This is a genomic window from Pseudomonas sp. FBCC-B1667, from assembly GCF_059133255.1.
Window position 1 is genome coordinate 6,474,762 of record NZ_CP101437.1, and the last position, 13,111, is coordinate 6,487,872.

Sequence of the window (13,111 nt, forward strand, 5' to 3'; positions counted from 1 at the left end):
GCGTTAATCACCATGCATAGCCCCTGCGCCGTAATCCCGGTCTACAACCACGAAAACGCAATCACCACGGTGGTCGACGCGCTGATCGCCAGTGGCCTGCCGTGCATTCTGGTGGACGATGCCAGCGATCAAGCCTGCGCCAGAGTGCTCGACCGCCTGGCCCGGCGCGACATGGTCAACTTGATTCGCCTCACCACCAACCAGGGGAAGGGCGGCGCTGTCATGACCGGCCTGCGCGAAGCCTCACGCCTGGGTTTCAGTCACGCGTTGCAAGTGGACGCCGACGGTCAGCACGACCTGCAAGATGTGCCGCTGTTCATCGAGCAGTCACGCGCCCAGCCTGATGCGGTGATCTGCGGTTACCCGCAATACGACGCCAGTGTGCCCAAAGGTCGTTTGTATGCCCGCTACCTGACGCATGTGATGGTGTGGATCAACACGCTGTCCTTGCAGATTCGCGACTCCATGTGCGGCTTTCGCGTTTATCCATTGCCGCCGACTCTGGCGCTGATCGACTCGGCGAAGATCGGCAAACGCATGGACTTCGATTCCGACATTCTCGTGCGCCTGGCCTGGCGCAACCTGCCGATGCAATGGTTGCCGACCCGGGTTCATTACCCGCTGGACGGCGTCTCGCATTTCCGCCTGTTCCACGACAACGTGCTGATTTCCAGCATGCATACCCGGCTGTTTTTCGGCATGTTGCTGCGGGCACCGCTGATCCTCTGGCGGCGGTGGCGAGCATGAGCAGTGACGTCGATAAAAAACACTGGGCCGACCGGCAGGAGCGCGGCAGTTTCTGGCTGATGAAGCTCACCGCGTTCGGCGCCAAAGTACTGGGTCGGCGGCTGTTGAGTCCGATTTTGTACGGCATCGTCCTGTACTTTTTCCTGTTCGGCCGCAGTGCACGCCACAGTGCCTGGCAGTACCAGCAACGTCTCGTCGACTGGAGCGGTCGCACAGAATTGCGTCCCACCCATTGGCGCGTGTTTGGCCAGTTCATGGCATTCGCCGACTCCATGCTCGACAAGCTCGACGTTTGGAACGGCAAGCTCAGCATCGACCAGATCGAAATCATCGACCCGGCATTGCTGCGCAATCAACTGCGTGGCACCCGTGGGCAAATGCTGGTGGGCGCGCATCTGGGCAATCTCGAGGTCTGCCGCGCACTGGCGGAAATCGGCGAAAAAGTCACGATGAACGTGCTGGTCCACACCAAACACGCCGAGCAGTTCAACCGCTTGCTCGGCGAGGCTGGAGCGACCAATCTGCGGTTGATCCAGGTCAGCGAGCTGGACCCGGTGATCATGCTGCAACTGCATGAGCGCCTTGAGCGCGGCGAATGGCTGGCCATTGCCGGCGACCGCGTGCCGCTGCACGGCGGACGCAGTGTAACCGTGGATTTTCTCGGCCACCCGGCGGCGTTCCCTCAGGGGCCGTGGCTGCTCGCCGGCTTGCTCAAATGCCCGATCAATCTGCTGATGTGCCTGAAAAAACCATCGGGCCAATACCGCGTGACCCTCGAACCCTTTGCCGAGGCCGTGATATGGAAACGCAGCGACCGCGAACAGGTCATTCATCAGTGGGCGTCCCGCTACGCCGAGCGCCTGGGCCACTATTGCCTCGAAGCGCCCCAACAATGGTTCAACTTTTACCCTTTCTGGAAGACCGATGACGACGCCAACGCATGAGCCGGTAACCTTCGGCGAACTCCCTTTGCGCATCGAAGACGTGCTGGCCCTGGCCAAACGTCAGGTGCCGACGCAATTGCAGGGCGACCCCGCGTACCGCGAGCGTATCGCCAAGGGCGCGCGATTCCTCGATTCGCTGCTGGACAAGGAAGGCGTGATTTATGGCGTGACCACCGGTTATGGCGACTCCTGCGTGGTCGCGGTGCCGCTGCATCACGTCGAGGCCCTACCCCGTCATCTGTATACCTTCCACGGCTGTGGCCTGGGCAAACTGCTCGACGAACAAGCCACCCGCGCGGTGCTCGCCGCACGCTTGCAGTCGCTGTGCCACGGCGTGTCGGGGGTTCGCGTGGAACTGCTGGAACGCCTGCAAGCGTTCCTCGAACACGACATCCTGCCGCTGATCCCGGAAGAAGGCTCGGTGGGCGCCAGCGGTGATCTGACGCCGCTGTCCTACGTTGCCGCGACCCTGTCCGGCGAACGCGAAGTGATGTTCCGCGGTGAGCGCCGACAGGCCGCCGACGTGCACCGTGAACTGGGATGGCAGCCGCTGGTGCTGCGTCCGAAAGAAGCGCTGGCCTTGATGAACGGCACCGCGGTGATGACCGGCCTCGCCTGCCTGGCCTTCGCGCGCGCCGACTACCTGCTGCAACTGGCCACCCGCATCACCGCGCTGAACGTGGTGGCGTTGCAGGGCAACCCGGAACATTTCGATGAACGCCTGTTTGCCGCCAAACCGCACCCGGGGCAGATGCAAGTCGCCGCGTGGCTGCGCAAGGATCTGGCGATCGACGCGCCGACTGCGCCACTGCACCGCCTGCAAGACCGCTATTCCCTGCGTTGCGCGCCCCATGTCCTCGGCGTGTTGGCGGACAGCCTGAACTGGCTGCGCTCGTTCATCGAGATTGAACTCAACAGCGCCAACGACAATCCGATCATCGACGCCGAAGCTGAGCGTGTATTGCACGGCGGGCATTTCTACGGCGGCCACATCGCGTTCGCCATGGACAGCCTGAAGAACCTGGTGGCCAACGTTGCCGACCTGCTGGACCGTCAACTCGCCTTGCTGGTGGACGAGCGTTACAACCACGGCTTGCCGAGCAATCTGTCCGGTGCTAGCGCTGATCGGGCGATGCTCAACCACGGCTTCAAGGCCGTACAGATCGGCACCAGCGCCTGGACCGCCGAAGCACTGAAAAACACCATGCCGGCCAGCGTTTTCTCGCGCTCTACCGAGTGCCACAACCAGGACAAAGTGAGCATGGGCACGATTGCCGCCCGCGACGCCATTCGTGTGCTGGAGCTGACCGAACAGGTCGCCGCCGCGACTCTGCTCGCCGCAAACCAAGGCGTGTGGCTGCGCAGCAAGGCCGAGGATGCTCGCCCGTTGCCGCCAGCCCTGGCCGCCATGCACGAAGAGCTGGCCAAGGACTTCCCGCCGGTCATTGAAGATCGTGCCCTGGAGGGCGAATTGCGCCTGTGCCTGAAACGAATTGCCGAGCAACACTGGAGGCTGCATGCGTAGCAAGGGAGTGCTTCACACCGATACGGAAATCCAGGTGCCGTTCTTTGACGTCGACACCATGCACGTGGTCTGGCACGGCCATTACGTCAAATATCTGGAAGTTGCGCGTTGTGCGCTGCTGGACAAGATCGGCCACAACTACACGGCGATGTCCGAGTCGGGATACGCCTGGCCGGTCATCGACTTGCAACTGCGCTACGTGCGCGGCGCAGTGTTCGGCCAGAAGCTGAACGTGCGGGCCAATCTGGTGGAGTGGGAGAACCGGTTGAAGATCAACTACCTGATCAGTGACCTGGACACCGGCGAACGCCTGACCCGCGCCAGCTCCGTGCAGGTTGCCGTCGACATGACCAGCCGTGAAATGCAGCTGGCCTCCCCGAAGGTCTTTACCGACGCTGTCGAAAGGATGCTGGCATGAACCCGATCCTCAAATGTTTCGGTGCGCTGGTACTGCTTGGCTTGTCATCGCTCGCCAACGCCTTCGATCTGCAGCAACTGAGCGATCAACTGGCCAAACCCGAGGTGATCCACGGCAACTTCATCCAGGAAAAACACCTGCGCGCCCTGCCCCAGCCGCTGACCAGCAAGGGCACGTTCGTGCTCGCGAAAAATCATGGCCTGCTGTGGCTGCTGAAAACGCCGCTGCAACAGGATTACCGCATCACCCCCAATGGCATCGCCCGACGTGACGCCAGTGGTTGGCAAATGCTGCCAGGCAAGAGCGCCGGTGCCGAGCAGAACCGCTTGTTCCTCGCCGTGCTGCAAGGCGACAGCAGCGGTTTGCAGCGTGACTTCGAGCTGTCATTGAGCGGCGATGCGCAGAACTGGAAGCTGACGTTGATTCCACGTTCGCTACTGCTCAAGCAAGTGTTCAAGCAGATCAACATCACTGGCGGTGAATTGGTCAGCACCATCGAACTGCTGGAAACCCAGGGCGACAGCACCCTGTTGCGCATGCAGGACAGCACCCGCTTCCAACCGTTTAGCACTGCGGAGCAACATGACTTTGCCGAGTGAACGCAGGCTGCCGTGGCTTTTCCTGATCCTGCTGCTGGCAGCGCTCGCGCTCGCCGGTTGGCAATGGCGCGACGGCGCTCCGCTGTCGGCCAACCTGATGGAGCTGGTGCCGGGCACGACGCCGGACGCGTTGGAACTGCGCGCTGAACAACGCATGCAGGAGCCGTTGAACCGCGAAATGCTGGTGCTGGTCGGCCACAAGGATCGCGGGCATGCCCTCGCCATGGCGCAGAAACTCGGCGAGCAATGGCAGGCCAGCGGTCTGTTCGAGAAGGTGCAATGGACGTTGCAAGCCGACTTGCCCGCACTGCGCACGCAACTGCTGCAAGGCCGATTGGCGATGCTCTCCGGGGTGGATCGACAGCTACTGGTCGAGCATCCCGACGCCTTCATCCAGCAACGGGTGCAAGCCCTGTTCGACCCGTTCACCGGTTTCAGCCTGGTGCCAAGCCAGGATGACTGGCTGGGCCTGACCGGGCGTATCCAGAACAGTCAGCCTCAACACGGTGCCGTGCAACTGGACATCGGCAGCGGCGCGTTGATCGCCGATGCCTACGGCAAGAGCTGGGTGATGCTGCGGGCTAAAACTACCGGCAATGCCTTTGACATGAGCCTGCCGCTGCAAGTGGCCAGCCTGCTTGAACACAGCCGCGAACAAGCGGCGCAGTCTGACGTGCAACTGCTGGCAGCCAGCGGATTGCTCTACGCCGCGAGCGGTCAGCAACAAGCCACCCGCGAGATGACGTGGGTCGGCGGCGGCGCCACGCTGGGGATTCTGGCGTTGCTGTTGCTGGCTTTCCGGCGTTGGCGAGTACTGCTCGCGTTCATCCCGGTGTTGGTGGGCATGCTGTTTGGTGCGGTGGCCTGCGTGGCGCTGTTCGGCCACATGCATGTGATGACACTGGTGCTCGGTTCCAGCCTGATTGGCGTAGCCGTCGATTACCCACTGCATTACCTGTCGAAAAGCTGGAGCCTGAAACCCTGGCACAGCTGGCCCGCATTGCGCCTGACGCTGCCGGGCCTGACGCTGAGCCTGATCACCAGTTGCATCGGTTACCTGGCGCTGGCGTGGACACCGTTCCCGGCCCTGACCCAGATCGCCGTGTTCTCCGCCGCCGGTTTGCTGGGTGCCTATCTGTCTGCCGTTTGTCTGTTGCCAGCGCTGCTCAAGGGTGCTGATATCCGTCCAGCACAATGGCCACTGCGTCTCTGCGAATGTTTGCTCAGCCTGCGTGACGCGCTGCTCAAACAGGCCAGTACGCCGGTGTTGCTGGCCCTGCTAATCGCCTTCTGCGTGGGCGGTCTGCTGAAACTCGACAGCAAAAACGACATCCGCCAGTGGATCGGCGCACCGCAGCAATTGACTGACGAAGCCAAGACCATTGCGCGCATCACCGGTTTTCAACCGACCAGCCAGTTCTTCCTCGTACGCGGCGCCAATCAGCAGGAGTTGCTGGAGCGTCAGACCGCGTTGAACGAACGGCTGGATCAGTTGGTGAACCTGGAAAAACTCCAGGGCTACCTGTCACTGAATCAGCTGGTGAGCCAGCCAAGCGAACAGCAGCAAGTGCGTGAAGCACTGCGCCAACTGCCACAGTACTGGCAACCGCTGCTCGACGTCGGCGTACCGGCAGAAGCGCTGAATGCGGAATTGACGAAATTGCAGGCGTTGCCCACCGAAGACATCGATACCGCACTGCTCGGCCCGCTGGCTGAACCCTATCGTCCTCTATGGCTGGGGTCGACAGATGACGGAGGCGTGGCGGCGATGGTCAGCCTGCAAGGCCTGAACGATCCGACCCTGTTACGCGTCCAGGCGTTGGACTTGCCAGGCGTCAAACTGGTCGACCGCCTCGGTGAATTGAACAGCGTTTTCGCGGCGACACAGATCAGCGCAGCTGAGCTCAAGCTCGCCTCCTGCGCGCTGATCGTGCTGGTGTTGATATTGCCGTTCGGTCTCGCCGGCGCCCTGCGCATCGTTGCCCTGCCACTGCTGGCGGCACTGTGCAGCCTGGCCAGTCTCGGCTGGCTGGGCCAACCGCTGACGCTGTTCAGCCTGTTCGGTCTGCTGCTGGTGACGGCGATCAGCGTCGATTACGCGATCCTCATGCGCGAACAGGTCGGCGGCGCCGCAGTGAGCCTGCTGGGCACCTTGCTGGCGGCGCTGACCACTTGGCTGTCGTTCGGTCTGCTCGCCGTATCAAGCACGCCGGCCGTGAGCAATTTTGGATTGTCAGTGAGCCTGGGGCTGGCCTTCAGTTTCATCCTGGCGCCGTGGGCGGGCCGCCATCCGCACACCGCTCCGGTCGCGGAGTCAGCCGCATGATGATCGCCCTGTTCTGGCTGATGGCCCTCGCGCTGTTCGCCGTGGCCACCCGTATCGGGCGTCATTTCGGCCTGATCCCGATCGTCAGCCAATTGCTGCTGGCAACCTTCGGCCTGCCGCTGCTGATGTACTTCTGGATCGAGCCCGGTTGGCAGCTCAGCGGCGCAGACCTGATCTCGCCGACGTGGCTGAAAAACCTCTACAGCCTGAGCTTTGCCTTGCTGCTGGGGCACATTCTGAGTGACGTGATCGACCTGCGGCTGGATCGCCAGAGCCTGAAAATCGCCCTGCCAAGTTTTTGCATTCCGTTCGCGGGCGGGCTGGCGACGGCGGTGTGGCTGCTGCCAGCACAATCGTGGATCAGTTCGTTGGCGGTGGGCCTGGTGTTCGCCATCACCGCGATTCCGGTGTTGTATTTGTACCTGCGGCACATCAACTACCCATCCGAGGCGACCCGGCGACTGGTGCAGACCGCGATCCTCATCGACCTGACGTGCTGGACCCTGTTCGGCTTCGCTCAGGGCAGCCTGCACGTGAGCAGTTTGCTGTTGCCGTTGGCCGGCGCTTGTCTGCCAGTGCTGCTGCGCTTGCTCGGTTTGCGCCAGCCGTTGTTGCACAGCGGCTGCTTCTTCGCGCTGCTGGTGGTCGCCGAGCACTTCAAGCTCAACGCGCTGATTTTCGGCATCGGTTATCTGCTGTGCATGGCCGCGCTGAAAGTACCGCTGGTGTGGCCAGTATCCGCCGCGTGGATGAACCGCCTGCAAACCTGGATCGCCATCCCGCTGATCCTCACGTTCGGCATCGTGCAGATCAACGTGCACGCCGCCATGACCAGCCTGAACTGGCTGCAACTGGCCGCACTGCTGCTGTTGCCGATTGCCAGCAAACTGCTGGGCAACTGGCTGGGGCTTGGCTGGGCCGGAGCCTCTTTTGAAGGCGCCAGCCGCTGGCGGGAGAGCCTGCTGCTGAACATTCGCGGCTTGAGCGAGATTGTTTTTCTCAACCTGCTGCTGCAACAACAGCTCATCAGCCCGGCACTGTACTTTGCGCTGATGGTGATGGGCCTGATCGCGACGCTGCTGCCGGCACTCGCCGGCATGCACAGCCCCCCTTTGAACATCGCCGCCCCGGCAAGGAGCCCCCGTGCCAACAGTTGAAATGCAATGCCGCCAAGTCGTCGTCATCGGCGCGGGGCCCTCGGGCGCCATCGCTGCCGCGTTGCTCAAGCGCAACGGTCACGATGTGCTGATGATCGAGCGCCAGCACTTCCCGCGGTTTTCCATCGGCGAGAGCCTGTTGTCGCATTGCCTGGATTTCGTGGAAGAAGCCGGCATGCTTGAGGCTGTGAACGCGGCCGGGTTCCAGCTCAAGAACGGCGCAGCGTTCGCCTGGGGCGAGCAGTACAGCGCCTTCGATTTCGGCGACACGTTCAGCCATGGCAAGCCGACCACGTTCCAGGTCCAGCGCGCCGATTTCGACAAGCTGCTGGCCGATCAGGCCGCGCTGCAAGGCGTGGAAGTGCGTTACGGGGAAGCCATCGTCAGCGTCGATTTCGACTTGCCGAAACCACAGCTCGACGTGTTGCGCGAAGACGGCAGCCGGTACCGCGTCGAAGCGGAGTTCGTACTCGATGCGAGCGGCTACGGTCGTGTGCTGCCGCGCCTGCTGGACCTTGAAGCGCCGTCGAATTTTCCGGTGCGCCAGGCCGTGTTTACCCACATCGAAGACCACATCGACAGCCCGGCCTTCGAGCGCGAAAAAATCCTCATTACCACCCACCCCGTCCACCGCGACATCTGGTTCTGGACCATCCCGTTCAGCAATGGTCGTTGCTCGGTGGGCGTGGTCGCGGCCGCCGAACATTTCGAAGGCCGCATGGAGAATCTGGACGAATGCCTGCGCGGGTTCATCGCTGAAACCCCGAGCCTTGCCGGCGTACTGAAAAATGCCGTGTGGGACACGCCCGCGCGCACCATCGGCGGCTACTCGGCCAACGTCAAAACCTTGCACGGCCCGGGCTTTGCGCTGCTCGGCAACGCGGCGGAATTCCTCGACCCGGTGTTCTCCTCCGGCGTGACCATCGCCATGCGCTCGGCGAGCATGGCCGCGAGCGTGTTGCATCGCCAACTGCTAGGGCAAAGCGTGGACTGGCAGGGCGAGTTCGCCGAACCGCTCAAGCGTGGCGTCGACACCTTCCGTTGTTACGTCGAGGGCTGGTACGCCGGGACCTTCCAGGATGTGATCTTCCACACAGGCGGCTCACCGGACATCCGCCGCATGATCAGCGCCATTCTCGCCGGTTATGCCTGGGACGAACGCAACCCGTTCGTCAGTGAACCCAAGCGTCGGCTGCGCATGTTGTCAGAACTCTGCGCCAGAGATGTCACATGAATGACAGGACCGCCTGTTTGCCGTGCAATTCCCTTGAAGGTAATGCCTGATGATCCGTTTTCTGCTCCTGGGCTGCCTGCTGTTGCTGAGCGCTTGCGCCAGCCAGGCACCGCTGCCCGAGCACATCCCGAAGCTGTCGTTACCGCTGCAACTGCACATCCAGCGCCTGGAAGCCGCGCAACGTCAGGACTGGGTATTGGTGATCCAGCCTGAAGAGACCGGGCTTCGCTGGTTGATGATGGATTTGCTGGGCATTCCACAAGCTCGGCAGGTACTGATTGATGGCAAATGGCACGCCGATGGTCTGTTGCCGCCCAACCCGGAAGCCCGGGAGCTGTTCGCCGCGTTGCTGTTTGCCCTGACCCCCAAAGATGAACTGTCGGGTAATTACCCCACTGCGTGGCAGCACGGCAGGCAACGCTCGCTGCCAACACACTGGGACGTCTTATATTCACAGCCCATGACCTTTGAATTGAACCTGCCCAAGGGGCCCCGCTATGAAGTCACGCCGCTGAGCGGGGACGCACCATGACAGCCTACTTGAATGCCCTCGGGGTGATTTGCGCATTGGGTCGTGGCAAACACGAGGTGGCCGCCAATCTGTTTGCCGGCGATTGCTCAGGTCTGCGCGTCGAAACCGGTTGGGTGCCAGAGCGCGCCTTGCCGGTAGCGGCAGTGAGCGGGGAACTGCCGTCGATTCCGCTTGAGTTGAAAGTGCAAGACACTCGCAACAACCAATTGCTGATGGACGCCGCGCTGCAAATTCGCGACGAGATTGATCAGGCGATCCAGACTTACGGCCGTGACCGCATCGGCGTGATTCTGGGCACCAGCACCTCGGGCATCGATGAGGCCAGCCGCGGGTTGGCCCATTACATCCGTGAACATCAATTCCCTGCCGAGTACGACTATCAGCAACAGGAACTCGGTGCACCGGCCAACTTCCTCGCCGACTGGCTGCAATTGAGTGGCCCGGCCTATGTGATTTCCACCGCCTGCACCTCCAGCGCTCGGGCACTGATGAGTGCCCAGCGCCTGCTCGACCTGAACCTGTGCGATGCGGTGTTGTGCGGCGGCGTCGACAGCTTGTGCAAACTGACCCTCAACGGCTTTTCGGCCCTGGAAGCGGTGTCCGGGCAGCGCTGCAATCCATTTTCGGTCAACCGCAACGGCATCAACATCGGCGAAGCGGCCGTGTTGTTTCTAATGACCAAAACCGCCGGAAATGGTCAGGCCATTGCCTTGCTCGGCAGCGGCGCCAGTTCCGATGCGCACCATATCTCCGCGCCGGAACCGACCGGCCGTGGTGCTCTGCAAGCCATGAGCAAAGCCCTGAACCGGGCCAACCTGCAACCGCAGCAGATCCATTACCTGAACCTGCACGGCACCGCGACCCAGCATAACGACGCGATGGAAAGCCTCGCCGTGGCAGCACTGTTCCCCCAAGGCGTGCCCTGCTCGTCGACCAAGCCGATGACCGGTCACACCCTCGGCGCTGCCGGCGCCCTGGAAGCCGCGTTCTGCTGGCTGAGCCTGAGCCCGGATAATCGCGATCACGCCCTCGCGCCACACGTCTGGGACGGCCAGCCCGACCCGCAACTGCCCGCACTGCATTGGGTGACCCCGGCCGATCGCCTGTCGTCCATTGCACCTCGCTACCTGATGAGCAATTCCTTTGCCTTCGGTGGCAACAACGTCAGCCTGATTATCGGAGACGCACCATGATTGACTGGCCGCTCGCCGAGTTGCTGCCGCACGCTGGCGACATGATCCTTATCGAACAAATCCTGGCGTTCGATGACGAGCAGATTCACACCCGCCTCACCGTCAAACCCGGCGGCCTGTTCAACCGTCCCGACGGCAGCCTGCCGGCCTGGGTCGGCATTGAAATAATGGCCCAGAGCGTCGCTGCCTACGCCGGTTGCCATGCGCGCCAGCGCGGGGATGCGGTGGAGTTGGGCTTTCTGCTCGGCAGCCGTAAATTCGAATGCAACGTCGCACACTTCCCGGCCGGCACCGAACTGACCATTCACGGCATTCGCTCGCTGGAAGACGACAACGGCATGGGCGTGTTCGAATGCCATATCAACGCCCCCGGCATCCACGCCAGCGCGCGCCTGAACGTGTTTCGTCCGCCTCAGGCCGCTCAATATCTTCATGAACCCGAAGGAGTCCAGTCATGACTGAATCCGTACTGGTCACCGGTTCCAGCCGTGGCATCGGCCGCGCCATCGCCCTGCGCCTGGCTCAGGCCGGGCACGACATCGTGCTGCATTGCCGCAGCGGCCTGGCGGACGCCATCGCCGTGAAGGGCGAAATCGACGCCTTGGGCCGCCATGCACGCGTTCTGCAATTCGACGTCTCTGACCGGGCCAGCTGCAAAGCCATTCTTGAAGCCGACGTTGAAACCCACGGCGCCTATTACGGCGTGGTGCTCAACGCCGGCCTGACCCGTGACGGTGCTTTTCCGGCGCTGAGCGAGGATGATTGGGATGTGGTGATGCGCACCAACCTCGACGGGTTCTACAACGTGCTGCACCCGGTGATGATGCCAATGATCCGTCGTCGCGCCGCCGGGCGAATTGTCTGCATCACCTCGGTGTCGGGGTTGATCGGCAATCGTGGCCAGGTCAACTACAGCGCTTCCAAAGCCGGTCTGATCGGCGCGGCCAAGGCGCTGGCGATCGAGTTGGGCAAGCGTAAAATCACCGTTAACTGCGTCGCGCCCGGCCTGATCGACACCGCCATGCTCGACGAAAACGTGCCCGTGGAAGAACTGATGAAAATGATCCCCGCACAACGCATGGGCACCCCGGAAGAGGTGGCTGGCGCGGTGAATTTCCTGATGTCGGCGGAAGCGTCGTACATCACCCGGCAGGTTCTGGCCGTCAATGGAGGCCTGTGCTGATGAAGCGCGTTGTCGTCACCGGCATGGCCGGCATTACGTCCCTCGGCAGCGACTGGGCCACCATTGCCGGCCACTTCGCGGCCAACCGCAGCGGCATTCGGCGCATGGACGAGTGGGATCGCTTTACCGAACTCAACACACGCCTGGCCGGCCCCATCGATGACTTCAAAGTCCCGAGCCACTGGACCCGCAAACAACTGCGCAGCATGGGACGGGTGTCGCGCCTTGCCGTAGGCGCTGCCGAGCAAGCCCTGGCCGATGCCGGACTGCTCGGCGACGAGTCGATCAAGGACGGGCGCATGGGTGTGGCGTGTGGTTCGTCCACCGGCAGTACCGACGAAATCAAGGCGTTCGGTAACATGCTGCTCAACTCGGTGGCTGAAGGCCTGAATGCCAACTCCTACGTGCGGATGATGCCGCACACCACCGCCGCGAACATCAGCATCTTCTTCGGTCTCACCGGCCGCTTGATCCCGACGTCGAGTGCCTGCACCAGTGGCAGCCAGGGCATCGGTTACGCCTACGAATCGATCAAGTTCGGCCGCCTGCCGTTGATGCTGGCGGGTGGCGCCGAAGAGCTGTGCCCGACCGAAGCCATGGTCTTCGACGCGCTCTACGCCACCAGCCTGAAAAACGACGCCCCGCAATCCACCCCTCGCCCTTATGACAAAGGCCGCGACGGCCTGGTGATCGGCGAAGGCGGCGGCATGCTGGTACTTGAAGAGTTGGAACACGCCCTGGCTCGCGGTGCGCACATCCACGCCGAACTCGTCGGCTTCGGCAGCAACGCCGACGGCCAGCACACCACACGTCCGGAGCAACTGACCATGCGCCGCGCCATGGAACTGGCCCTGGAAGACGCCGGGCTGCAACCGTCGGACATCGGCTACGTAAACGGTCACGGCACCGCAACAGAACAAGGCGACATTGCCGAAACACTGGCCACCAGCGCGTTGTTCGGCGAACACATGCCGATCAGCTCACAGAAAAGCTTCCTCGGCCACACCCTGGGCGCCTGCGGTGCACTGGAATCCTGGTTCAGCATCGAAATGATGAATCGTGATTTGTATGCACACACGCTGAACCTCGACGAGGTCGATCCGCAATGCGGGAAGCTGGATTACCTGCGCGGCGAGTTCCGGCAGATGAGCAATGAATACGTGATGAACAACAACTTCGCGTTTGGTGGCGTCAACACATCGTTGATCTTCCGCCGCTGGCGCTGATCCGGGACCCACTGTTTTTTACACGCC

13 protein-coding genes are annotated in these 13,111 nt (G+C 62.3%); all 13 read left to right on the forward strand.

The window, feature by feature from the left end; translation table 11 throughout:
- The first annotated feature begins 12 nt into the window (after positions 1 to 12).
- The 13 genes from NL116_RS29865 to NL116_RS29925 are packed head-to-tail and all read left to right on the forward strand — an operon-like array spanning position 13 to position 13,084.
- A complete protein-coding gene (locus NL116_RS29865) occupies positions 13 to 747 on the forward strand; it encodes a glycosyltransferase family 2 protein (protein WP_494378156.1) in 735 nt (244 codons plus the stop codon).
- Positions 744 to 1,691, forward strand: a complete 948-nt coding sequence (locus tag NL116_RS29870; RefSeq protein WP_494375187.1) for a lysophospholipid acyltransferase family protein — start codon at positions 744 to 746, stop codon at positions 1,689 to 1,691. The genes NL116_RS29865 and NL116_RS29870 overlap by 4 nt, the downstream gene beginning before the upstream one ends.
- Complete coding sequence (locus tag NL116_RS29875; RefSeq protein ID WP_494375188.1) at positions 1,672 to 3,216, forward strand: HAL/PAL/TAL family ammonia-lyase; 1,545 nt, start codon at positions 1,672 to 1,674, stop codon at positions 3,214 to 3,216. The genes NL116_RS29870 and NL116_RS29875 overlap by 20 nt, the downstream gene beginning before the upstream one ends.
- Positions 3,209 to 3,634, forward strand: a complete 426-nt coding sequence (locus tag NL116_RS29880) for an acyl-CoA thioesterase (RefSeq protein ID WP_494375189.1) — start codon at positions 3,209 to 3,211, stop codon at positions 3,632 to 3,634. The genes NL116_RS29875 and NL116_RS29880 overlap by 8 nt, the downstream gene beginning before the upstream one ends.
- Positions 3,631 to 4,233, forward strand: a complete 603-nt coding sequence (locus NL116_RS29885; RefSeq protein WP_494375190.1) for an outer membrane lipoprotein carrier protein LolA — start codon at positions 3,631 to 3,633, stop codon at positions 4,231 to 4,233. The genes NL116_RS29880 and NL116_RS29885 overlap by 4 nt, the downstream gene beginning before the upstream one ends.
- Positions 4,217 to 6,559 carry an MMPL family transporter gene (locus NL116_RS29890; RefSeq protein ID WP_494375191.1) on the forward strand — a complete coding sequence of 781 codons (2,343 nt, stop codon included), beginning with the start codon at positions 4,217 to 4,219 and terminating at the stop codon, positions 6,557 to 6,559. The genes NL116_RS29885 and NL116_RS29890 overlap by 17 nt, the downstream gene beginning before the upstream one ends.
- Positions 6,556 to 7,716, forward strand: coding sequence for a cation:proton antiporter (locus NL116_RS29895; protein WP_494375192.1), 1,161 nt, complete (start codon positions 6,556 to 6,558; stop codon positions 7,714 to 7,716). Before NL116_RS29890 ends, NL116_RS29895 begins: the two co-directional genes overlap by 4 nt.
- The gene (locus NL116_RS29900) at positions 7,703 to 8,950 is read left to right on the forward strand and encodes an NAD(P)/FAD-dependent oxidoreductase (protein WP_494375193.1); all 1,248 of its coding nucleotides are present in this window, start codon (positions 7,703 to 7,705) and stop codon (positions 8,948 to 8,950) included. The genes NL116_RS29895 and NL116_RS29900 overlap by 14 nt, the downstream gene beginning before the upstream one ends.
- A 49-nt stretch (positions 8,951 to 8,999) precedes the next feature.
- Entirely contained in the window at positions 9,000 to 9,482 is a 483-nt protein-coding gene (locus tag NL116_RS29905; RefSeq protein ID WP_494375194.1) for a hypothetical protein, read from the forward strand.
- Positions 9,479 to 10,675, forward strand: coding sequence for a beta-ketoacyl-[acyl-carrier-protein] synthase family protein (locus NL116_RS29910; RefSeq protein ID WP_494375195.1), 1,197 nt, complete (start codon positions 9,479 to 9,481; stop codon positions 10,673 to 10,675). Before NL116_RS29905 ends, NL116_RS29910 begins: the two co-directional genes overlap by 4 nt.
- Positions 10,672 to 11,133 (forward strand): hotdog family protein, encoded by a 462-nt coding sequence (locus NL116_RS29915; protein ID WP_494375196.1) that lies wholly within the window; start codon positions 10,672 to 10,674, stop codon positions 11,131 to 11,133. The genes NL116_RS29910 and NL116_RS29915 overlap by 4 nt, the downstream gene beginning before the upstream one ends.
- On the forward strand, positions 11,130 to 11,858 hold the full coding sequence (gene fabG, locus NL116_RS29920) for a 3-oxoacyl-ACP reductase FabG (RefSeq protein WP_494375197.1): 729 nt from the start codon (positions 11,130 to 11,132) through the stop codon (positions 11,856 to 11,858). The genes NL116_RS29915 and fabG overlap by 4 nt, the downstream gene beginning before the upstream one ends.
- Positions 11,858 to 13,084, forward strand: a complete 1,227-nt coding sequence (locus NL116_RS29925; RefSeq protein ID WP_494375198.1) for a beta-ketoacyl-ACP synthase — start codon at positions 11,858 to 11,860, stop codon at positions 13,082 to 13,084. The genes fabG and NL116_RS29925 overlap by 1 nt, the downstream gene beginning before the upstream one ends.
- Positions 13,085 to 13,111: the final 27 nt, after the last annotated feature.

Bases quoted from the DNA above. Each gene is read 5' to 3' on its own strand.
- NL116_RS29875 (WP_494375188.1), top strand. From the start codon at position 1,672: ATGACGACGCCAACGCATGAGCCGGTAACCTTCGGCGAACTCCCTTTG.
- NL116_RS29905 (WP_494375194.1), top strand. From the start codon at position 9,000: ATGATCCGTTTTCTGCTCCTGGGCTGCCTGCTGTTGCTGAGCGCTTGC.
- fabG (WP_494375197.1), top strand. From the start codon at position 11,130: ATGACTGAATCCGTACTGGTCACCGGTTCCAGCCGTGGCATCGGCCGC.
- NL116_RS29910 (WP_494375195.1), top strand. From the start codon at position 9,479: ATGACAGCCTACTTGAATGCCCTCGGGGTGATTTGCGCATTGGGTCGT.
- NL116_RS29895 (WP_494375192.1), top strand. From the start codon at position 6,556: ATGATGATCGCCCTGTTCTGGCTGATGGCCCTCGCGCTGTTCGCCGTG.
- NL116_RS29870 (WP_494375187.1), top strand. From the start codon at position 744: ATGAGCAGTGACGTCGATAAAAAACACTGGGCCGACCGGCAGGAGCGC.
- NL116_RS29880 (WP_494375189.1), top strand. From the start codon at position 3,209: ATGCGTAGCAAGGGAGTGCTTCACACCGATACGGAAATCCAGGTGCCG.
- NL116_RS29865 (WP_494378156.1), top strand. From the start codon at position 13: ATGCATAGCCCCTGCGCCGTAATCCCGGTCTACAACCACGAAAACGCA.
- NL116_RS29890 (WP_494375191.1), top strand. From the start codon at position 4,217: ATGACTTTGCCGAGTGAACGCAGGCTGCCGTGGCTTTTCCTGATCCTG.
- NL116_RS29885 (WP_494375190.1), top strand. From the start codon at position 3,631: ATGAACCCGATCCTCAAATGTTTCGGTGCGCTGGTACTGCTTGGCTTG.
- NL116_RS29925 (WP_494375198.1), top strand. From the start codon at position 11,858: ATGAAGCGCGTTGTCGTCACCGGCATGGCCGGCATTACGTCCCTCGGC.
- NL116_RS29915 (WP_494375196.1), top strand. From the start codon at position 10,672: ATGATTGACTGGCCGCTCGCCGAGTTGCTGCCGCACGCTGGCGACATG.